19 protein-coding genes and 1 tRNA gene are annotated in these 18891 nt (G+C 70.7%); 6 read left to right on the forward strand and 14 right to left on the reverse strand.

Annotated features, from left to right (window positions below):
* Nucleotides 1–66: 66 nt before the first annotated feature.
* Nucleotides 67–2370 carry a transglycosylase domain-containing protein gene (locus tag ACIPPM_RS22345; protein WP_401450560.1) on the forward strand — a complete coding sequence of 768 codons (2304 nt, stop codon included), beginning with the start codon at nt 67–69 and terminating at the stop codon, nt 2368–2370.
* Nucleotides 2371–2433: 63 nt separating this feature from the next.
* On the opposite strand, the gene ACIPPM_RS22350 is transcribed toward ACIPPM_RS22345, so the two are convergent.
* A complete protein-coding gene (locus ACIPPM_RS22350; RefSeq protein WP_389004230.1) occupies nt 2434–2901 on the reverse strand; it encodes a GatB/YqeY domain-containing protein in 468 nt (155 codons plus the stop codon).
* Between the two features lie 93 nt (nt 2902–2994).
* Here ACIPPM_RS22350 and ACIPPM_RS22355 point away from each other — a divergent pair, with 93 nt between their 5' ends.
* The 3 genes from ACIPPM_RS22355 (at nt 2995) to ACIPPM_RS22365 (ending at nt 4876) form a co-directional block, all read left to right on the forward strand.
* The gene (locus ACIPPM_RS22355; RefSeq protein ID WP_401450563.1) at nt 2995–3921 is read left to right on the forward strand and encodes a metallophosphoesterase; all 927 of its coding nucleotides are present in this window, start codon (nt 2995–2997) and stop codon (nt 3919–3921) included.
* Nucleotides 3922–3976: 55 nt separating this feature from the next.
* A complete protein-coding gene (locus ACIPPM_RS22360) occupies nt 3977–4738 on the forward strand; it encodes a Pr6Pr family membrane protein (protein WP_401450566.1) in 762 nt (253 codons plus the stop codon).
* Between the two features lie 64 nt (nt 4739–4802).
* Nucleotides 4803–4876, forward strand: a tRNA-Pro gene (locus ACIPPM_RS22365).
* A 246-nt stretch (nt 4877–5122) separates the two neighbouring features.
* Here the strand turns inward: ACIPPM_RS22365 and ACIPPM_RS22370 are convergent.
* On the reverse strand, nt 5123–6034 hold the full coding sequence (locus tag ACIPPM_RS22370; RefSeq protein ID WP_401450568.1) for an oxidoreductase: 912 nt from the start codon (nt 6032–6034) through the stop codon (nt 5123–5125).
* Nucleotides 6035–6276: 242 nt separating this feature from the next.
* On the opposite strand from ACIPPM_RS22370, the gene ACIPPM_RS22375 reads away from it, so the two are divergent.
* Nucleotides 6277–7182, forward strand: a complete 906-nt coding sequence (locus ACIPPM_RS22375; protein WP_401450571.1) for an AraC family transcriptional regulator N-terminal domain-containing protein — start codon at nt 6277–6279, stop codon at nt 7180–7182.
* 221 nt (nt 7183–7403) lie between these two features.
* On the opposite strand, the gene ACIPPM_RS22380 is transcribed toward ACIPPM_RS22375, so the two are convergent.
* The 12 genes from ACIPPM_RS22380 to ACIPPM_RS22435 form a co-directional block, all read right to left on the reverse strand.
* Nucleotides 7404–8690, reverse strand: a complete 1287-nt coding sequence (locus ACIPPM_RS22380) for a hypothetical protein (RefSeq protein WP_401450573.1) — start codon at nt 8688–8690, stop codon at nt 7404–7406.
* Nucleotides 8691–8930: 240 nt separating this feature from the next.
* Nucleotides 8931–10109 (reverse strand): cytochrome P450, encoded by a 1179-nt coding sequence (locus tag ACIPPM_RS22385; RefSeq protein ID WP_401450576.1) that lies wholly within the window; start codon nt 10107–10109, stop codon nt 8931–8933.
* Nucleotides 10106–10489, reverse strand: coding sequence for a DUF6545 domain-containing protein (locus ACIPPM_RS22390; RefSeq protein WP_401450579.1), 384 nt, complete (start codon nt 10487–10489; stop codon nt 10106–10108). Before ACIPPM_RS22390 ends, ACIPPM_RS22385 begins: the two co-directional genes overlap by 4 nt.
* Before the next feature lie 63 nt (nt 10490–10552).
* Complete coding sequence (locus ACIPPM_RS22395; RefSeq protein WP_401450581.1) at nt 10553–11353, reverse strand: hypothetical protein; 801 nt, start codon at nt 11351–11353, stop codon at nt 10553–10555.
* Between the two features lie 271 nt (nt 11354–11624).
* Entirely contained in the window at nt 11625–12257 is a 633-nt protein-coding gene (locus tag ACIPPM_RS22400; RefSeq protein WP_401450584.1) for a hypothetical protein, read from the reverse strand.
* 14 nt (nt 12258–12271) lie between these two features.
* Nucleotides 12272–12694 (reverse strand): SseB family protein, encoded by a 423-nt coding sequence (locus tag ACIPPM_RS22405; RefSeq protein WP_401451467.1) that lies wholly within the window; start codon nt 12692–12694, stop codon nt 12272–12274.
* A 136-nt stretch (nt 12695–12830) separates the two neighbouring features.
* Nucleotides 12831–13205: a fluoride efflux transporter CrcB gene (gene crcB, locus ACIPPM_RS22410; protein WP_401450587.1), complete on the reverse strand. Its 375-nt coding sequence runs from the start codon at nt 13203–13205 to the stop codon at nt 12831–12833.
* The gene (locus tag ACIPPM_RS22415; RefSeq protein ID WP_401450590.1) at nt 13202–13591 is read right to left on the reverse strand and encodes a DUF190 domain-containing protein; all 390 of its coding nucleotides are present in this window, start codon (nt 13589–13591) and stop codon (nt 13202–13204) included. Before ACIPPM_RS22415 ends, crcB (ACIPPM_RS22410) begins: the two co-directional genes overlap by 4 nt.
* Complete coding sequence (crcB, locus tag ACIPPM_RS22420; protein WP_401450593.1) at nt 13588–14073, reverse strand: fluoride efflux transporter CrcB; 486 nt, start codon at nt 14071–14073, stop codon at nt 13588–13590. The genes ACIPPM_RS22415 and crcB (ACIPPM_RS22420) overlap by 4 nt, the downstream gene beginning before the upstream one ends.
* A gap of 176 nt (nt 14074–14249) precedes the next feature.
* A complete protein-coding gene (locus ACIPPM_RS22425) occupies nt 14250–15014 on the reverse strand; it encodes a TIGR03943 family putative permease subunit (protein WP_401450595.1) in 765 nt (254 codons plus the stop codon).
* Complete coding sequence (locus ACIPPM_RS22430; protein WP_401450598.1) at nt 15011–16048, reverse strand: permease; 1038 nt, start codon at nt 16046–16048, stop codon at nt 15011–15013. The genes ACIPPM_RS22425 and ACIPPM_RS22430 overlap by 4 nt, the downstream gene beginning before the upstream one ends.
* A gap of 87 nt (nt 16049–16135) precedes the next feature.
* Entirely contained in the window at nt 16136–16609 is a 474-nt protein-coding gene (locus tag ACIPPM_RS22435) for a carboxymuconolactone decarboxylase family protein (RefSeq protein WP_401450600.1), read from the reverse strand.
* Between the two features lie 179 nt (nt 16610–16788).
* Between ACIPPM_RS22435 and ACIPPM_RS22440 the strand changes: the two genes are divergently transcribed.
* Nucleotides 16789–18804 (forward strand): alpha/beta fold hydrolase, encoded by a 2016-nt coding sequence (locus ACIPPM_RS22440; RefSeq protein WP_401450603.1) that lies wholly within the window; start codon nt 16789–16791, stop codon nt 18802–18804.
* The last annotated feature ends 87 nt before the right edge of the window (nt 18805–18891 follow it).

Raw genomic sequence — 18891 nt, forward strand, 5'->3', positions numbered from 1 at the left:
CACCCGAACCGCCCGAGGGCCCGTCGCTCCCCCGGAACGCTTATCACCACGGCTTAGGCTGCTCCCATGCCAAAGAAGCGCTCGGGCGGTGGTCTGTCGGCCACGCAGCAGGCCGCCAAGTTCCTCGGTGTCAGCGTGCTCGCGGGGGCGGTGATGGCGGGCATCGCACTGCCTGCCGCCGGGGCGCTGGGCCTCGCCGCGAAGGGCTCGGTGCAGGGCTTCGACGAGATCCCGGCCAACCTCAAGAGCCCCCAGCTCAGCCAGCGCACGACCATACTGGACAGCCGGGGCAACCAGATGGCCACCGTCTACTCCCGTGACCGCACGGTGGTGGAGCTGAAGGACATCTCGCCCTACATGCAGAAGTCCATCGTCGCCATCGAGGACTCGCGCTTCTACCAGCACGGCGCGATCGACCTCAAGGGTGTGCTGCGCGCGCTGAACAAGAACGCGCAGAGCGGCGGCGTCGCCCAGGGCGCGTCCACCCTCACCCAGCAGCTGGTGAAGAACTACTTCATCGAGGAGGCCGGGGACGACCCGACCAAGGTCGCCCAGGCCACCCAGCAGACACTCGGCCGCAAGGTCCGCGAGCTGAAGTACGCGATCCAGATCGAGGAGAAGCTCGGCAAGAAGAAGATCCTGGAGAACTACCTCAACATCACCTTCTTCGGCGAGCAGGCGTACGGCGTCGAGGCCGCGGCCCAGCGCTACTTCTCCAAGCCCGCCAAGGACCTGAACCTCCAGGAGTCCGCCCTGCTGGCGGGCATCGTGCAGTCCCCGAGCCGCTACGACCCGGTGAACGACGAGGCCGAGGCCACCAAGCGGCGCAACACCGTGCTCCAGCGCATGGCCGAGCTGGGCGACATCTCCCAGGCCGAGGCCGACCGCGCGGGCCAGGAGCCGCTGGGCCTGCACGTCAGCCGCCCCAAGAACGGCTGCATCACCGCGACCCGCGACTCCGCCTTCTTCTGCAAGTACGTCGAGAACGTCTTCCTCACCGACCCGGTCTTCGGCAAGACCCGCGAGGAGCGCGCCAAGCTCTGGAACAAGGGCGGCCTGACGATCCGTACGACGCTGGACCCGCAGGCGCAGAAGTCGCTGCAGGACTCGCTGAAGGACCACGTCTACAAGTCCGACTCGGTGGCGGCGGCCTCGACCCTGGTGCAGCCGGGCACCGGCAAGGTGCTGGCGATGGGCCAGTCGAAGCCGTTCGGCTACGGCAAGGACGAGACCGAGTACAACTTCTCGGTCGACCGCGACCTGGGCGGGTCCAACTTCGGCTTCCCGACGGGTTCGACGTTCAAGCCGTTCGTGGCCGCCGCCGCGATCGAGGGCGGCAAGCCGCCGACGCAGGCGTACTCGGCGCCGTACAAGATGAACTATCCGAGCCCCGTCCAGCGCTGCGGTGCCACGCCCTACCGCAACACCGAGAAGGAGACGGTGGAGAACGAGAACGAGTCCGAGAAGGGCCCGTACCGCATGAAGGAGGCGATGGCCAAGTCGGTCAACACCTACTTCGTGCAGCTCATCTCCGACATCGGGCTGTGCCCGGTGGCCAAGCTGGCCGACAAGCTGCACGTGGTGCAGGGCGACGGCTCGAAGCTGCCGCAGGAGCCGTCCATCGCGCTCGGTGCCAAGGGCCTGTCCCCGCTGACCATGGCCAACGCGTACGCCACCTTCGCCGCGCGCGGCATGTACTGCTCGCCGGTGAGCATCGAGTCGATCACGGAGAAGGCGGGCGACGAGGAGAAGTCGCTGCCGGTGCCGAAGTCGACGTGTTCGCGGGCGATGAGCGAGAAGACGGCGGACACGGTCAACACCCTGCTCCGGGACGTGATCGACTCCGGTACCGGCCAGGAGGCGGGTCTGAACGACCGGGACAGCGCGGGCAAGACGGGTACGACGGACGGCCGGAAGAACGCCTGGTTCGTCGGCTACACCCCGAACATGTCCGGCGCGGTCTGGGTCGGCAGCGCCCGGCAGGACGTGAAGATGATGGGCATCACCATCGGCGGGACGTATCACGACCTGGTCTTCGGTGGTGGCGTGCCGGGTCCGATCTGGCGGGACGCGATGTCCGGCGCCCTCGTGGGCAAGGACGCGCCCGACTTCAACACGATCGACATCCCCGACGAGCAGGACAAGGGCGACGGCGGGGGCAACGGCCGCGGTGACGGCAATGGCAACGGCGGGCGCCAGGGCACGCCGGGCGGCGGCCTGATCGGCGGCCTCTTCGGCGGCCTGACCGGCGGGAACGGCGGGAACGGCGGCAACAACGGCGGCCACCCGGGCGCCGGTCAGCCGAAGCCGACCAAGCCGAAGCCGGGGAACCAGGTGCAGGGGAACGCGAACGGCGGACGCCGGAACTGAGTTCTCGGTACGACAGTGGGGCCGCACCTTTTTCAAGGCGCGGCCCCACTGTCGTACGCGTCTCTAGCCCTGGAGCTGCTGCTTCACGATCGCGGCGACCCGGCCGCCGTCGGCCTGGCCGGCCACCTTGGGGTTCACGATCTTCATGACGGCGCCCATGGCACGCGGCCCCTCGGCCCCGCCCGCCTTCGCCTCCTCGACGGCCTGGGCCACGATCGTGGTCAGCTCGTCGTCGGAGAGCTGCTTGGGCAGGTAGGTGGCGAGCAGCTCGCCCTCCGCCTTCTCCCGCTCGGCCTGCTCGGGACGGCCACCCTGGGCGAACGCGTCGGCGGCCTCACGGCGCTTCTTCGCCTCCTTGGTGATCACCTTGAGGACCTCGTCGTCGGACAGCTCGCGCTTCTCCTTGCCCGCGACCTCCTCCTTGGTGATCGCGGAGAGGGTCAGCCGGAGCGTCGCGGAGCGCAGCTCGTCGCGCTCGCGGATCGCGGCGTTGAGGTCGTCGTGGAGCTTCGCCTTGAGCGTGGTGGTCATGGACCGATTGTCGCAGGTGCGTACGGCCGAACGCCCCCTGATTAAAGGGACGCCAGCTCTTGGCACCCTGGTGGGGTCTGACACGATGGGCGTATGCGCGCGCGATACGGAGTACCTCTGGGGATCATGGCGGCCGGAGCCGCCGGAGTGGCGTACGCGGCGGGCTTCGAGGTCCGCTCCTTCCGCCTCCGACGAGTGACCGTGCCGGTCCTCCCGCCGGGCATGCGCCCGCTGCGGATGCTGCAGGTCTCCGACATCCACATGGTGGGCGGGCAGCGCAAGAAGCAGCGCTGGCTCCAGTCGCTGGCCGGGCTGCGGCCCGACTTCGTGATCAACACCGGTGACAACCTCTCCGACCCCGAGGGTGTCCCCGAGACGCTGGACGCGCTGGGCCCGCTGATGGAGTTCCCCGGCGCGTACGTCTTCGGCTCCAACGACTACTACGGCCCCAAGCTCCGCAACCCCGCGCGGTACCTGCTGGAGAAGGCGAGCGGGAAGCACGGCCTGAACGGCAACGCCCCCGCGGTCGGTGTGGTCCACAACCCCTGGGAGGACCTCAGGGACGGTTTCGACACCGCGGGCTGGCTGAACCTGACCAACCAGCGGGGCGTGCTGAAGGTCGAGGGCGTCTCCATCGAGCTGACCGGCCTGGACGACCCGCACATCAAGCGCGACCGCTACGCCCGGGTGGCCGGCGGCCCCTCCGGGACGTCCGACTTCTCGATGGGCGTCGTCCACGCGCCCTACCTGCGCACCCTGGACGCCTTCACGGCGGACGGCTACCCGCTGGTCCTGGCCGGGCACACCCATGGCGGCCAGCTGTGCATCCCCTTCTACGGCGCGCTGGTCACCAACTGCGACCTGGACGCGGACCGGGTGAAGGGGCTGTCCACCCACACGGCGGAGGGCAACACCTCCTACCTGCACGTCTCCGCGGGCTGCGGCACGAACCGGTACACCCCGGTCCGCTTCGCCTGCCCGCCGGAGGCGACGCTGCTGACGCTGGTGGAGCGGGTGTAACCCGACCGGAGTGCCCTGAATGGTCGCATCTGTCCCTCCTGCCTAGCGTGAGGGCATGACCGCACCGATACCGCCCGTGCCCAGGGAGATCCCGGATCTGCCCGCGATCCCCTGGGAGAGCACGCCCGTACTGAAGCCGTCCTTCGTGCCGGTGACGGCGGTGGTGGCCCCGGTCCGACGCCCCCTGGTGGCCACGTACCGCCTGCTGACCGCGCTGCTGGCGGGGGCGGGGGTGGCCCTGGAGATCTACCTGGCGGGCCCCGCCCATGCCCTGAGCTACTTCAGCGTGCAGAGCACGGTGCTGCTGGCGGTGGTCATGCTGGTCTCGGCCTCCCGCTCCTGGCGCCCACGCCGGGCCCTGCCCGCGGCCCTGACGGGCGCGGTGCTGCTGTACGTGGTGATCAGCGCGCTGGTGTACCACCTGCTGCTGGCCCACACGACGCCGCCGTTCACCATGACCGGCGCGACGGCAGCCCCGGCCCGCTGGCACGCCCAGTGGGCCGCGCTCCAGGTGCTGCACACGGTGATCCCGCTGGCGGCGGTACTGGACTGGCTCCTGCTGACCCCGGCGGCCCGGATGCACCTGCGCCAGGCGGCGGCGTGGCTGCTGTTCCCGCTGGCGTACCTGATCTTCACGCTGACCCGGGCGGTCTTCGCTCCGGCCCACCCCCTCTACCCCTTCCTCGACGTCACGGCCCACGGCTACCGCCACAGCCTGGCCAACGCGCTCCTGCTCGGCCTCGCGATCTACGCCCTCGCCCTGCTCCTGGTCGCCCTCGACCACACCCGCCCCACCCCGGTCCGCCGCCGCGTCTAACCGGATTTCGCCTCAGGCCCCCGGTGGGCTAAAGTAAACGACGTCGCAGCGACAGCAGCGACATCGGGGTGTAGCGCAGCTTGGCAGCGCGCTTCGTTCGGGACGAAGAGGTCGTGGGTTCAAATCCCGCCACCCCGACAGCTGAATAGCAACGCCAGAGGGGCCCTTACCGGATCGGTAAGGGCCCCTCTGGCGTTCTGACTGACCAGCCGCGGCGCGGTTGCCGGTGCGAGTGCTGGACCCAAGACCTCACCATCCGGCAACGGCCCGCACCGGTGACATCCAGGTCCGGCAGAAGGAGGGCCGCACGGTGGACCCGACGGCCGCGATCGTGGACTCACGTGCCAGCCGTCGGCTCTCGCCCTGCCGGGCCGTGCATGGGGATCACGCGGGGTATACGACTCCCGTAGCCTCCTCGGCCATGGTCCAGAGCTTCTTGGCGACCGTTTCGTCAAGGGCGACCTCCTGGATCTCGCCCTTCACCGGGTAGCCCTTGAATCCGTTCTCGTGCGGCTCGTACAGGTTCCCGGCCGTGGCCTCGCTCGACACGGCCGCATACAGCGACGGCAGCGCGCCCTGCCAGGGGTCCATGAATCCACCGAATCGATCCTTCATGGCGGCAACCTGCTCCTCGGTACTGTGCCTGGTGATCTCGGTGCTGTTGGCTCCGGGCTGCGCGGCGATCGAGACGACCTGGTGTCCCTGAGCGCGGACCCTTCGGTCCAGTTCGATCGAGAACATCAGGTCCGCCAGCTTGTTCTGACTGTATTCGCGGACCGCGTCGTAGCCCTTTTCCGACTTGAGGTTGTCGAAATCGATGACCCCTCGGGCGTAGGCAAAGCTGCTGACCGTGACGACGCGCGAGCCCGGCGTCGCCTCAAGAAGCGGATACAGGCGGCCGGTGAGCGCGAAGGGACCCAGGAAGTTGACGCCGAAGGTGTATTCCCAGCCCTGACGGGACTTACCGGCCGGGGGTGTGCCGACTCCGGCGTTGTTGATCAGTAGATCGAGCTGCTCGTGCTGCTGAATGTACGTCTCAGCGAAGAGGCGAACAGAAGACAGGTCCGCCAGATCGAGCACCCCGATCTCCAGCGACCCCGACCCGGACCCCGACCCCGAACTCTGCTGCATTTTCGCCAACGCCTGCTCGGCCTTGCGCTGATCGCGACAAGCCAGCATCACGTTCGCCCCGGCCGCATAGAGCGCCAGAGCCGTCTCGTAACCGATTCCGGTGTTCGCACCGGTCACGATCACATTCCTGCTTTCCTGGCCAGGAATCTCTGCTGCGGTCCACATTTCATTCTCCTCATCAGTCGCCAACGGCGTGCGTGTCCTCCTTGCCACCTGCGGAACCTGCCTCACGAAATCGGGTGACGCGCAGGTCGGAACGGCCGGTGGGGGGCGATACGGAAACCCAAGGAGGTCGTGAATTCCATGCAACCATCCAGTCCTCCGAGACGTTAGAACGATCCTGTTGGAGACTTGCCTGATCCTGTCGACATCGCGATGATCGGCCGTCCGTATGGTGCACTGAAGTCATGGACCGGCTGCTCGTCGATATCAGGAACGCGATCACCCGTCACGCGCGCGACGGGCTCACCGCCACAGCGCTACCGGGCCTGTCGGTCCTGCGCACCACCCGCGCCACCCAGCCGGCCGGCGACGTCCTCGAACCCGCCTTCGCGCTGATCGCCGGCGGCCTCAAGCGCACCGCCCTCAACGGCGAGGTCTACGAGTACGGGCCGGGCCAGTACCTCGTCGCGACCGTCGACCTGCCCGTCGTGGGCAACATCGTCACCGCCGAGGAGGACGAGCCGTTCACGGCCGTCACGCTGCGGCTCAAGCCCGACCGGATCGCCTCACTACTGCTCGACACCGGCGCCGCCCACCGGCCCGCCCCCGCGCACTCCCAGTCGGCCTTCGGTGTGGGGCACGCTTCACCACACCTACTGGACGCGATCGCCCGACTGCTCGCGCTCCTCGACCACCCCGCCGACCTCGCCGCGCTCGGCGCCGGCGTCGAACGAGAGATCCTCTGGCGCCTGCTCACCGGACCCCAGGGGTCGTCCATCCGCCAGATCGGCATCGCCGACAGTCGACTCGCCCACCTCACCCGTGCGGTCCGCTGGATCCGGGACCATTACACCGAGTCCCTGCGCGTCCCCGACCTCGCCGCGGCCGCCGTGATGAGCCCGTCCGTCTTCCACCGGCACTTCCTGGCCCTCACCTCCATGACCCCGCTGGAGTACCAGAAGCAGCTGCGCCTCAACGAAGCCCGCATGCGCCTGCTCACCGGCCACCACGACGTCGCCGAAGTCGGATTCTCCGTCGGCTACTCCAGCCCCTCACAGTTCAGCCGCGAATACCGCCGCATGTTCGGCACCCCACCCAGCCAGACGGTCCCCGCGCCACACCGGCACTCCGTCGACCTGGACCGCCGCTGAACCTGTGTTTGACCGAGGCACTGGACGACGGTGCGGCGCCGGCATACGCCGTCCACGCGGACGTACCGGCACGTGTCCCGTGCGCGGTGACGACTTTCAGCTCGAAGTGTTGATCGCGCCCAACGGTCAGGCCCACTTGAGCGCCACCACGCCGGGTGTGGAGACGCTTCGGGGAGCCGCCCGGCATCGCGGGCGGCTCCCCATGAGGCAGGACTCGGGCGTCAGGCGCGGTCAGCGGCCTTGCGGCGGCGGGTCGCGATGAGGGCGCCCGCGCCGAGCGTGAGGGCGGCGGCGCTCGTCAGGGCGAGGGGGAGGGTCGTGGAGTCGGCGCCGGTCGAGGCGAGGGACCCGGTGGGGGTGGAGGTCGGGGTCGGGGTGGGCACCGGGATGGTCGCGCCGCCCTGGGGGGCCGGGGTGTTGGGCGTGGTGGGGCGGGGGTCGTCGTTCTTGCCGGGGTGGCCGGGCTTGGCGTCGTCGATCTTGCCGGGGGTGCTGCCCGCGGGGAGGACTTCGAGGTCGTAGCGCTTCATCGGGCCCAGGACGCACGGGTTGTAGGCGTCGGAGGCGTCGCCCGCGAACAGGGCGAGCCCGGCGGTCTTGCTCGCCGAGGCGTCGACCGTCAGGCGCATCTTGACGTCTCGGTGGCCGTGCGGCGGCAGGCTGTCGATGCGCCCGATGTGCTCGGGCTGGTCCACGCTCAGGGTCCGCCAGGCGGTGCCGTCGGCCCACTCCGCCTTCAGCAGGTTCTTCGCACCGGCGCCCTCGGCGGCCGCGTGGAGGAAGACCAGCGGGTCCACGTCCAGGGTGCGCTCGGTGCCGTTGGTCACGCTCAGGGTGAAGCCGACGGTGGTCCCCGCGACGACCTTGGAGGGCAGCCCCTCGGCGAGCGCGGTCAGGCCGTCCTCGCGGACGCACTCCTTGGCGGCGGCGAGCGCGGCGTCGGCGGCCGTCAGGGCCTTGTCGGTCCGCTCGACGTCGGCCTTCAGCAAGCCGTACTTGCGGGTCGCGGCGACCCTGGCGTCGTCCACCGCGGTGTCGGCCTTCTCCAGTGCGGCGTCGGCCGCCTGCTGGTCCTTGACCGCCGCCGCCAGGTCGGCCTCGGCGGCCGTCAGGGCCTGCTGGGCCGCGGCCTTCTCGGTGTCACCTTCGGCTGCTGCCAGCTCGGCCTTGGCCTTGGTGACGCGCTCCTCGGCCGCCTTCTTGGCGGAGGCCGCCGCCTTCGCCGCCTTTTCCGCGGCTATCGCGGCCGCCTTGAGCGGGTGCTCGGGGGAGTCCAGGGCGTCCAGGGTCGCCTCGACCTCCTTGCGGCCCTCCGCCTCGGCGGCGACGGCCGCCGTGTGCGCCTTCGCCGCGGCCGCCGCGGCCGCCTGCAGCTCCTCGTACGTCGGCTGGTTCCGCGTCTGGGCCGGGGTCGGGTCGGCGGCCAGCGCCGGGGCGGCGGCGCACAGCGCGAGGGGCGCGGCCATCGTGCAGGCGAGGGCCACGGCGAGGGAATGACGAAGCTTCACAGAGGGACCTTCCCCGATGAGAGAGGCGGAGGAATTGCCGCCGGAAAAGCACCGGTCCGCGAAAAAGCGGTGGGCCTGGATCTCATTCAGGTTATAGGCCGGGTAAAGGGATGACCGGTTCCGTTTTCTGGTCTCCGGTGAGCAGAGGCGGGTGCCGCGACGTGAAACCGGACGGATACGGACGGTTGTTCACAACATCCGCACTTTTTCTATGACCCATCTCACCCGGGCTGTCCCGCGTCACACCAGCAGCGGCAACGACACCAGCCCCCGCATCAGGCGGGTGTGACGCCACGCCAGTGACTCCGCCGGGACCGCCAGGCGGACGTCGGGGAAACGGGAGAGCAAGGCGGCGAGGGCGAGTTCGGCCTCGGCGCGGGCCAACGGAGCGCCCAGGCAGCGGTGGATGCCATGACCGAAGGCGAGATGGCCCGTGGCGGTTCGGTCGAGGTCGAGACGGTCCGGGGCGGGAAAGCGGGCGGGGTCTCGATTCGCGGCGCCGGGCGCGATGAGCACCGGGACGCCCGCCGGAATCACGGTCCCGCCGAGCGTGAGTTCCTCGGTGCTGTAGCGGAACGTGGCGATCCCGACCGGCGAGTCGAAGCGCAGCAGCTCGTCCAGTACGGTCGGCAACAGCTCCGGCTCCTTCCGCAACCGGACCCAGAATTTCGGGTGTTGGAGCAGGGCCAGCGCGGCGTTGCCGATGAAGTTGGTGGTGGTCTCATGCCCGGCCACCAGCAGCAGCACGGCGATCGAGACGAGCTCGTCCTCGGTCAGCCGGTCCTCGTCGTCGCGTACGGCGATGAGGTCGTCGAGCAGACTCGTCCCCGGCGCCTCGCGCTTGGCGGCGACCAGCTCGGTCATGTAGCCGCCGATGGCGTGGGAGGCGGCGTCGATCCGCTCGGGCTCTCCGGCGGCGAACAACTCGCCCGACCAGGTCCGCACGCGCGGGCGGTCGGCCTCCGGGACACCGAGCATCTCGCAGATGACGGTGACCGGGAGGGGCACCGCGAGGCTCTCCACGAGGTCCACCGGTCCGTGCTCCGGCCAGGCGTCGAGCAGCTCGTCGACCAGGCCGGTGATGTACGGGCGCAGCCGCGCCACGGCCCCGGTGGTGAACGCCTTCGTCACCAGCGAGCGCAGGCGTCCGTGCCGCGGCGGGTCGGTGGCGAGCATGTTCCGGGACACGGCCGGATGGAGGTCGCGCCGGGAGGGCCGACCGGCGAAGAACCGCGCGGTGTCCTTGGAGAGCCGGGGGTCGGCGAACGCCTGCCGGGCCTCGGCGTACCCGGTGACCAGGTAGCTGTGCTGCCCTCCCGAGCCGGTGGGCACCTTCCGTACCGGCGCCGCGTCCCGCAGGGCGGCGTAGGTCGGGTACGGGTCGGCGAAGAAGCGCGGGTCGCGCAGCGGGTCGGTCATGCCCGTACTCCCGTCGCTCCGCTGGCCGTGTCCGCCGACTCGCCGTGCGCGTAGGCGTGGGCGACCAGGAGCAGCCACTCCGTCTCGGCGCGCAGGTCGCCCGCGCGGGGGGAGGCGTCGACGGTCGGCGGTGCGACGTCGCTCATCGGCTCGTTCCCTTCCTTCTTCGCTCGTACGGCGGCTCGCAGCACCGCGGCCTCCATGATCGTGCCCTTCCGGGGTGCCTGCCAGGCCCTGTCCCGTGACAGCTCGTCCGGTGCTCTCCATGACGCGCGGGCACGGTGATGAGGAGAACGGCCAGGGCGGGCGCCGTCACGCTGAACACACAGCGGACGATGATCCGCAACCAGGGTGTACGTTCTCCGGGGAGTTGTCCGCACCAAAGTGTTGCCTCGCCGGCCAGGAGCAGCTCCGTCGGCCTGGGGTGCGACCGAACCACCGGGCTAGGGAGCCGGGTTCCACGGGGGTGGACCCGGCCCTCCGCGCTGCTGCCACAACTCGGCTATCGCCCTACGGAGTTCCACGTCCGACAAGTCACCGGGTTCGGCGAGGTGCGGCTCGACCTCGTAGTCCTCCAGGAGCATGAAGACGCGGTCGAGGAGTTCTTCCAGTGGACCCCGGACGCGTTCGCCGTTCGCCTGTGCGGTTCGGCGCGTCTGCCACCAGGCGCGGGCGAAGGCGGGGGCTGGGAGCGTGCCTTCGGTGAACTCCTGCAACAGGTAGAGGTGTTGGGCTGTCGTGGTGTTCGGGGTGACGTCTTCGGGGTGGGCCCAGGCGTGGTGGGCGGGGGCGTACTCGGCTGCCGGCGTGAGGAGTTCGGGGTGCCGGGCCGACTGTCTGCGGGCGTAGCGGGTGAAGCGGGCTCGGGCTTCGTCGGTGCCCTCGGGGACGGCCGCGGTCATGAAGGGCCTGGTGCCTGCCAGGAGGGCATGGCCTGGGGCCGGGAAGAGCAGGGCGCCCTGGCGGTCGGGGGTCCAGAGGAGGGTCGGCGGGCGGGTGGCCGCGTCGGCGGGGACCGCGCGGGTGGTCACGACCGGGGCACCTGCGCCGAGAGACGCGTACCGGAGGTGGGTGGCGCCGGTCGAGCGGCACCCGGCCGTCACCCGGTCCGCCAGGATCTCGCCCAGCCGCTCGCCGACGGCGAGAGGGGTCACCGACTTGCCGCTCAGCCAGGAAGGGGCCAGGTTTCCGTCCGGAGTGAGCAGTCCGGCCAGATCGATGCCAGGGGTGCTATCGATGTGCATGGCATCGCCACACCCGCCCGAAGCGAAGTCGATCGAGCGATCTCATCCGCTCTCCTCTCCCCGGTCCGATTCCCCGTCCAAGTACCCTCGATGCCGAGCGAGTGAATACCGCCGAAGGCGATTCCGTGGACGGCAATGATGCCTTGTGCGTTATAGACCACAGAAGTCCAGGACACGACGTCACCATTCCATTCAGGTGGACCAGTACTCGTGATGCTCTGCAGTACCGGTGTCGCACCCAGCGCCGAGTCGGTGAGGTCTCCCAGCCCCTTCAGCCCTCACCGCCCTGCTGCTCGGCCGCCTTCGCGCGGGCTTCCGGGGACGGCCCGAAGGTGTCGTCCAGGAACTGGTCGTACTCCCCGTCGGACACGCCCGCCGCGCGGCGCACGTACTCCGAGGTGCCGGGGATCGGGCCGACCATGTTCGAGGTCATCGCGTCCCGGCCCGCGTCCTTCCAGCCCTGCTTGCTGTTCTCCCACGCCTGCTCGAAGGAATCCTGCGAATAGTCCACCGTACGGCCGGACTTGGCGATGTCTCCCCAGCCCATCTTCTCCACGTCCTCCTCGGAGGCGTACGGGTTGCCCACCGCCGAGTTCGCCACGACCTTCACACTGCCCTTGAGGTACTGCTCGGTCTCGTAGTACGTGCCCGCCGACAGGTTCGTCTTCTGCGCAAACGCGTTGCCCTCCGCGACCAGGGCGCGTACGCCCCACTCCCAGCGCTCGCAGAACGTCTTCAGCTCACCCGTCAGACCCTCGTGGCCCAACTCCAGTCCCGACAGGGCGATCCCGGAGAAGCCGCGGCCCGCGCCCGCCTGGCCGACCATGCCCAGCTCGCCCAGTTCACCGAGCGCCTCCGTCAGGCCCTTGGCGATCTCCTCCAGGCCCTGCGCCTTGAGATCCATCCCGCCCTCACCGCTCATACCGCACCCCCGTGCCGCACCTCGTCGTCGTCCAGGTCAACCGCCGCGCCGTCCGGCACGATCCCCGCCACCGGCGGGAACACCACCCCGTCCGAACCGTCCGCGCAGTCCAGCGCCACCCCGCACGGCACTCCCGCCGCGGGCACTGCCACATCCAACAACCGTGCGCCCAGCACGCGTTGATACGTCCACTCGCGCGCCGATTCCCCGCGCGCGGTGGCGTACCGGGCGAGGGCCTGCTCGTCGGAGAAGGCCAGGATGAAGCGGATGCCGTTGAAGTCGGCGGTCAGCAGCGCCTGTTCATCACCCAGCGGCACGAGAATGGGCGCACGGCGGAACTCCCCAAGCAGCTCGGCGAACTCCCGTCTCCGGGCCTCCACTTCCGCCATCTGCGCGGGCGTGAAGCCCGAACCCACCATCCGGTCCCCGTTCTCAGGCATGCCGCCATCATCACGACCGCGACGAGACCGGACAAGTTCATACCCGTCACACCCTTGTCACGAGGGGGGACTCCTGGGCGAACGGGCGTCGTAGACGTCGGCCCCCGCCATGGGGTCAGCCCCAGAGGGCCTCTGCGAAGGCTGTGCCGACGAACGCCGCGCCCAGGCCCGCGACCACGCTGGCGACCACGTTGGCCGCGGCCAGGAAGCGGGCTCCGTCCTCGGTGAGGCGGAGGGTCTCGTAGGAGAAGGTGGAGTAGGTGGTGAGGGCGCCGCAGAGGCCGGTGCCGATGAGGAGCTGGGTGTGGGTGCCGGCGGCGCCCGCTGTCACCGCGCCGGTCAGGAGGCCCAGGATGAAGCAGCCGAGGACGTTGACGGTGAAGGTGCCCCACGGGAAGACGGCGTCGTGGCGTTTCTGCACGGCCCGGTCGGTGAGGTAGCGCAGCGGGGCTCCGGCCGCGCCGCCGATGATCACGAGCAGCCAGTTCACGCCTTCTTCTCCTTGCCCGGGTGACGCCGCGAGTGACGGCCCGAGTGGCTGCCCGCGTAGCGGATGACCTGGCAGTCGTCCAGGATCACCAGCCCCGACTCCACCAGCTCGTCCAGTTCCGGCAGGAACGCCCGTACGCGCTCCCCGGTGTCGACGATGACGATCGCCACCGGCAGTTCCTCGTTCAGGGAGAGCAGCCGGGCGGTGTGGATCAGGGAGGACGCGCCGAAGCCCTCGATGCCCCGGAACACGCTGGCGCCCGCGAGGCCGGCCGCGTGCGCGCGGTGCACGATCTCGCTGTAGAGCGGCTTGTGGTGGTAGGTGTCGTGCTCGCCGATGAAGACCGTCACCCGCAGGGCGTCGCCGGTCAGCCGTGTCGTGGTCATCGCTGCCTCCAGGCCAGGACGCGGCGCGTGAGCGCGACCGCGAGTCCGACCGAGCCGAGGGCCGCGAAGAGGGTCGCGGCCAGATACGCGAGGGCGGTGCGCGCCTCACCGGCGTCCACCAGCCGTTCGATCTCGACGGCGTACGTGGAGAACGTGGTGAAGCCCCCCAGCACCCCCGTGCCGAAGAACGGCCGGACCAGCCGGTGCGCCGTCCACACCTCGCTGATCAGCACCATGAAGACGCCGATGACCGCGCAGCCGACCACGTTGACCAGCAGGGTGGTCCAGGGGAAGCCGGGGTTCTGGATCGGCCACAGCAGCGACGCCGCGTACCGGGCCGTCGCGCCGATCGCGCCGCCGAGCGCCACCACGGCCACGACCGGGCCCTGCCCCCGCCAGGCTTCCTGCCACTGGGCGGGAGAGCGCAGGTCGATGTCGGGGTCGACGGGTTCGTTCGTCGCCGAGGGTCGTGGTGCTGTCATGGGCGTACGTCTCCTACTCGCCGGGGCCCGCGCACGCGGGCGCACTCCATCGCAAGTAGGGACTGTTGGCGGCGTCGATGCCGCGGTTCGGGTACGGCGAGCCCCACCGCCGCGCCGCGCGGTGAGGCGCGGCCGGTCACCAGGGTATCGCGGGGGCCCGGTGGGGCGCAGCGCGGCTACGAGGGGGTGAGGGGGAGGTCGTCCGTGTAGGCGTTGACCGGCTGGGCCATGGGGTGGGTGTCGTGGACGTCGAGCGCGGCCTCGGCGGTCCTGGTACCGAGGCGGCCCGCCGGATGCCAGGTTCCGGTGATCGCGAGCCAGGTATCGGCGGGCGGGGCGTCGGTTCCGTACACGCGCACCTTGACGGTCTGGGAGTCGGCGGCGCAGCAGGTGAAGATGATCCGGGTCAGGTACCAGCCGCCGCCCGGCCCGGCGGGGGTGACGAACCCGGTGAGCTGGACCTGTCTGCCCTTGATCGCCAGCGTGGGGTCCTGCTGGACGCGCTGGGTGAAGCCGGTGAGGGTCAGGGGGAGGGGGGAGGTCGCGGGGAGCGCGGGGAATCGTTCCTTCGGGGTGGTGGCGACCGGTTTCCCGTTGGAGTGGGCGGCCGTGTACGCGCCGAGGGCGGGTGGGGCGTAGAGGAGCAGGCTCAGGGCGGGGAGGGCGAGCAGCCAGGCGACCTTGGGGGCGGTGGAGTGGTCGTGGCCGTGGGCATGGGCGTGCTCGTCGTGGGGGTCGTGCTGGTCGTGGGGGGCTTCGCTTCGGCGCGGGTCGAGGACGGCGTTCACCGTGGCGAGGAGCAGCAGGACGACGCCGGACGCGATCAGGACGGGGCGCAGGCCCTCCTTGACGTAGCGCAGGTAGAGGTCGGTGAAGAGGGCCGTGTGCAGCAGGCCGGCGCCGATGAGGGCGAGCAGGGCGGTCTGGGCGAGGCGTCTCACAGCAGCGCGCCTCCGATCAGGGCGCTGGCGGTGACGGCGACGACCGTGGTCGCGGCGGAGAAGCGTACGGCGAAGGCGCGGCCGAAGGTGCCCGCCTGAAGGGCGATCAGCTTCAGGTCCACCATGGGGCCGACCACCATGAAAGCGAGCCGGGCTGTGGGGGAGAAGCCTGTGAGGGACGCCGCCACAAAGGCGTCCGCCTCCGAGCAGACGGCGAGCAGGACGGCGAGTCCGGCGAGGAACAGCACGGAGAGCCAGGGCGAGCCGGAGAAGGTGTCGAGCACGGTACGCGGCACGGCGACGTTGAAGGTCGCCGCGGCCATCGCGCCGAGCACCAGGAAGCCCCCGGCGTGCAGGAAGTCGTGCTGGAAGCCCTGGCGGAACTCGGCCCAGCGGCTGTGCCCGTGCTGGTGCCCGGTGTGCCGTACGGCCGGGCGCAGCCACTTCTCCTTGCCGAAGCAGAGCCACAGCCAGCCCATCACGGCGGCGGTGGCCAGCGAGGCGACCAGCCGGGCGGCGACCATCGCGGGGTTGCCGGGGAAGGCGACCGCCGTGGCGGTGAGCACGATCGGGTTGATGGCGGGCGCGGACAGCAGGAAGGCGAAGGCGGCGGCCGGGGTGACGCCCCGCCGGATCAGGCTGTTGGCGACCGGTACGGACGCGCACTCGCACCCCGGCAGCACCGCGCCCGCCACCCCCGCCACCGGCACGGCGAGCGCGGCCCGCTTGGGCAGCACGCGGGTGAACAGGTCGGCCGGGACGAACGCGTTGATCGCGCCGGACAGCACGGTGCCGAGGATCAGGAACGGCAGCGCCTGCACGGTGATCGCCAGGCAGACGGTGCGCCACGCCTGGACGGCGGGCCGGTCGAGCACCCCGGCGCGGGCGAGCAGCAGGACGGTGATCCCGACGGCCGCCGCGGCGGTGAGGGCGAGCAGGGGCCGTACGGGGCTGGGGCGGGCCGGTGGAGCGGTGGGGGTGACGACCGTCGCCGCCCCGTCGACCACTCCCACCAGCTCATCCGTTTTTCCCATTTTCACTCCGGATGTCGGTGTTTGGCCGACGATAAGCGAGCGGCGTGCGCACGGCGGGGCGCACACGCCGACTCGCCTCCGGGTGGGTCAGGCGAACTGGCCGACCTGGTAGTCACCCGCGGGCATGCGGAGCATGACGTTCATGCGGTTGTAGGCGTTGATCAGGCCGATGAGGAAGACCAGGGCGGCGAGCTGGTCCTCGTCGTAGTGCTTGGCCGCGTTCGCCCACGCCTCGTCGGTGACGGCGTCCGGGGTGTCGGCGAGGCGGGTGCCCTGCTCGGCCAGTTCGAGGGCGGCGCGCTCGGCGTCGGTGAAGACGGTGGCCTCGCGCCAGGCGGCGACCAGGTGCAGCCGCTGCTGGGTCTCCCCCGCGTGCGCGGCCTCCTTGGTGTGCATGTCGAGGCAGAAGGCGCAGCCGTTGATCTGGCTGGCGCGGATCTTCACCAGCTCCTGGGTGGCGGCGGGAAGGGTGGAGTCGGAGACCACCTTTCCGGCCGCACCGATGTGCTTGATGACCTTGGCGGCGGCGGGGATGGCGAAGGGGTTGAGGCGGGCGTCCATGGCTGCGCTCCTGGGGCTGGTTCCGTCGGATTCCGTTGGGTTCACGGTTACGACGGGTGGGGCGGCCGGGGTGTGACATGGGGAGGTGACCGGAGGCGCCGTCGGGTGGCAGGCACCCCTGGCGGGCGGTGCCCGCAATCCACTGTTCACGGCCTCCTTCGCGAGCAAGAATCGTCCCCATGTCTGCGATCCCCGGTGGCACGACCGCCTTCCACGACCTGCCCGCGTTCCTCGCCCAGCCTCGCGTCAACTCCCTTGCGCTGTCCGCCGACGGTGGCCGTCTCGTCGCCACCGTGCAGACGCTGTCGGAGGACCGGACCAGGTTCGTGTCCGGGCTGTGGGAGATCGATCCGGCCGGTGAGCGCGAGGCGCTGCGCCTGACCCGGTCGGGGAAGGGCGAGTCCGGGCCCGCGTTCGGCCCGGACGGGACGCTGTACTTCCTGTCGGAACGCGAGGACGACAGCGAGAAGGACAAGCACGAGGGTGCCGCGCTGTGGGCGCTGCCGCCCGGGCGTGGTGAGGCCGCCGTCGTGGCCCGTCACCCGGGCGGGATCACCGCGTTCACCGTCGCCCGGGACTCCGGCGCGCTGGCCCACACCGCCGGTCTGCTGCCCGGGGCCGCTGACGCCGACGCGCACGGCAAGCTGCGCACGGCGCGCAAGGACGCGAAGGTCACCGCGATCCTGTACGAGTCCGGGCCGACCCGCGCCTGGGACCGCGATCTCGGCCCCGAGGCACAGCACACCTTCGTGCGCGCGGGGGCCGAGGGCGCCGTGGTCGACGCCGGCGGGCAGGGCGTCGGCCTCGAGCACCCCGGGGACGTGGCGCTGTCGCCCGACGGGACGCGAGTGGCCTACACCCGGTTCGTACCCGGCCGGGTGCCCGCCGAGAACCGCACCGCCGTGGTGGTGGCACACGCGGCCACCGGCGAGGAGGTCTTCGTCCTGGGCGATGTGGAGCACCTCTACGAGGCGCCGGTGTTCACGCACGACGGCTCGGCGGTCGTGTGCTCGCAGACGACGTGGCCGACTTACGACGAGTCGATGGACACGACGCTCGTCCGGGTCGGCGTGGACGGCGGCGAGGCCGTCGATCTGCTGCCCGGGTTCGACAACTGGCCTGCGGGCGCCGTCTGTTCGACGGTCGACGACGCCCTCTTCTTCGTGGCCGACGTGGCGGGTCACGCGCCCGTCTTCCGACGGGACACGGACGGCACCGTGACCCGGCTCACCACCTCGGGCGCGTACGGCTCGCTCTGCGTGGCCCCCGACGGACGGACGCTGTACGCGCTGCGCCACGCGATCGACTCGCCGCCGCGGCCGGTCAGGTTCAAGGCCGACGTCGCCGACCAGACCCCGGTCGAGCTGCCCGCCCCCGGTGCGTTCGACGCGCTGCCGGGCACCCTCACCGAGGTGCACGCCGACGCGGCGGACGGGTACCGGCTGCGCGGCTGGCTCGTGCTGCCTGAGGGCGCGTCGGCCGAGAACCCCGCGCCGCTGCTGGTCTCCGTGCACGGCGGGCCGCAGGGCAGCTGGAACGGCTGGACCTGGCGGTGGAACCCGTGGCCGTTCGCGGCCCGCGGCTACGCGGTGCTGCTGCCCGACCCGGCCCTGTCGACCGGCTACGGTCAGCAGGGCCACCGGCGCGGCTGGGGGCAGTGGGGCGGGGTCCCGTACACGGACGTGATGGCGCTGACCGACGCGACCGAGGCCCGTGCCGACATCGATGCCGCGCGCACCGCGCTCGGGGGCGGCTCGTACGGCGGCTACCTGGCCAACCGGGTCGCCACGAGCACCGATCGGTTCAAGGCGATCGTGAGCCACGCGGGCCTGTGGGACCTGTGGTCCTTCCAGGGCGACACCGACGTGCCCTGGTACTTCCAGTGCATCTTCGGGGACCCGGTGACCCGGCCCGAGAGGTACGAGGCGCACTCCCCGTATCTGGACGCCGCGAAGATCCGTACGCCGATGCTGGTCATCCACGGGGCGAAGGACTACCGCGTGCCGGTCGGCCAGGGCGCCGCGCTCTTCCAGGATCTGCAGCGGTTCGAGGTGCCTGCGAAGTACCTGTACTTCCCGGACGAGAACCACTGGGTCCTCTCCCCGGGCCACAGCCAGGTCTGGTACGAGGCGTTCCTGAACTTCCTCGACCACCACGTCCTCGGTGACGAATGGCAGCGGCCCGGACTGCTGTGAGCGCGGGCGGGCGCCGGCCTTCGGCGAGGTGGGTCCCCTCGATGCACGGTCCCGCGTGTATTCCGGCCACATAGGTTCCAGCCACCT

Source organism: Streptomyces sp. NPDC090119, from assembly GCF_044747085.1.
Taxonomy (GTDB): Bacteria; Actinomycetota; Actinomycetes; order Streptomycetales; family Streptomycetaceae; genus Streptomyces.

Excerpts from the sequence above, each read along its gene's own strand:
- ACIPPM_RS22355 (WP_401450563.1), top strand. The coding sequence starts at position 2,995 with ATGCGCGCGCGATACGGAGTACCTCTGGGGATCATGGCGGCCGGAGCC.
- ACIPPM_RS22370 (WP_401450568.1), bottom strand. The coding sequence starts at position 6,034 with ATGTGGACCGCAGCAGAGATTCCTGGCCAGGAAAGCAGGAATGTGATC.
- ACIPPM_RS22430 (WP_401450598.1), bottom strand. The coding sequence starts at position 16,048 with ATGGGAAAAACGGATGAGCTGGTGGGAGTGGTCGACGGGGCGGCGACG.
- ACIPPM_RS22435 (WP_401450600.1), bottom strand. The coding sequence starts at position 16,609 with ATGGACGCCCGCCTCAACCCCTTCGCCATCCCCGCCGCCGCCAAGGTC.
- ACIPPM_RS22375 (WP_401450571.1), top strand. The coding sequence starts at position 6,277 with ATGGACCGGCTGCTCGTCGATATCAGGAACGCGATCACCCGTCACGCG.
- ACIPPM_RS22395 (WP_401450581.1), bottom strand. The coding sequence starts at position 11,353 with ATGCACATCGATAGCACCCCTGGCATCGATCTGGCCGGACTGCTCACT.
- crcB (WP_401450593.1), bottom strand. The coding sequence starts at position 14,073 with ATGACAGCACCACGACCCTCGGCGACGAACGAACCCGTCGACCCCGAC.
- ACIPPM_RS22405 (WP_401451467.1), bottom strand. The coding sequence starts at position 12,694 with ATGGTGGGTTCGGGCTTCACGCCCGCGCAGATGGCGGAAGTGGAGGCC.
- ACIPPM_RS22415 (WP_401450590.1), bottom strand. The coding sequence starts at position 13,591 with ATGACCACGACACGGCTGACCGGCGACGCCCTGCGGGTGACGGTCTTC.
- ACIPPM_RS22400 (WP_401450584.1), bottom strand. The coding sequence starts at position 12,257 with ATGGATCTCAAGGCGCAGGGCCTGGAGGAGATCGCCAAGGGCCTGACG.
- ACIPPM_RS22385 (WP_401450576.1), bottom strand. The coding sequence starts at position 10,109 with ATGACCGACCCGCTGCGCGACCCGCGCTTCTTCGCCGACCCGTACCCG.
- ACIPPM_RS22350 (WP_389004230.1), bottom strand. The coding sequence starts at position 2,901 with ATGACCACCACGCTCAAGGCGAAGCTCCACGACGACCTCAACGCCGCG.
- ACIPPM_RS22360 (WP_401450566.1), top strand. The coding sequence starts at position 3,977 with ATGACCGCACCGATACCGCCCGTGCCCAGGGAGATCCCGGATCTGCCC.
- ACIPPM_RS22440 (WP_401450603.1), top strand. The coding sequence starts at position 16,789 with ATGTCTGCGATCCCCGGTGGCACGACCGCCTTCCACGACCTGCCCGCG.
- ACIPPM_RS22345 (WP_401450560.1), top strand. The coding sequence starts at position 67 with ATGCCAAAGAAGCGCTCGGGCGGTGGTCTGTCGGCCACGCAGCAGGCC.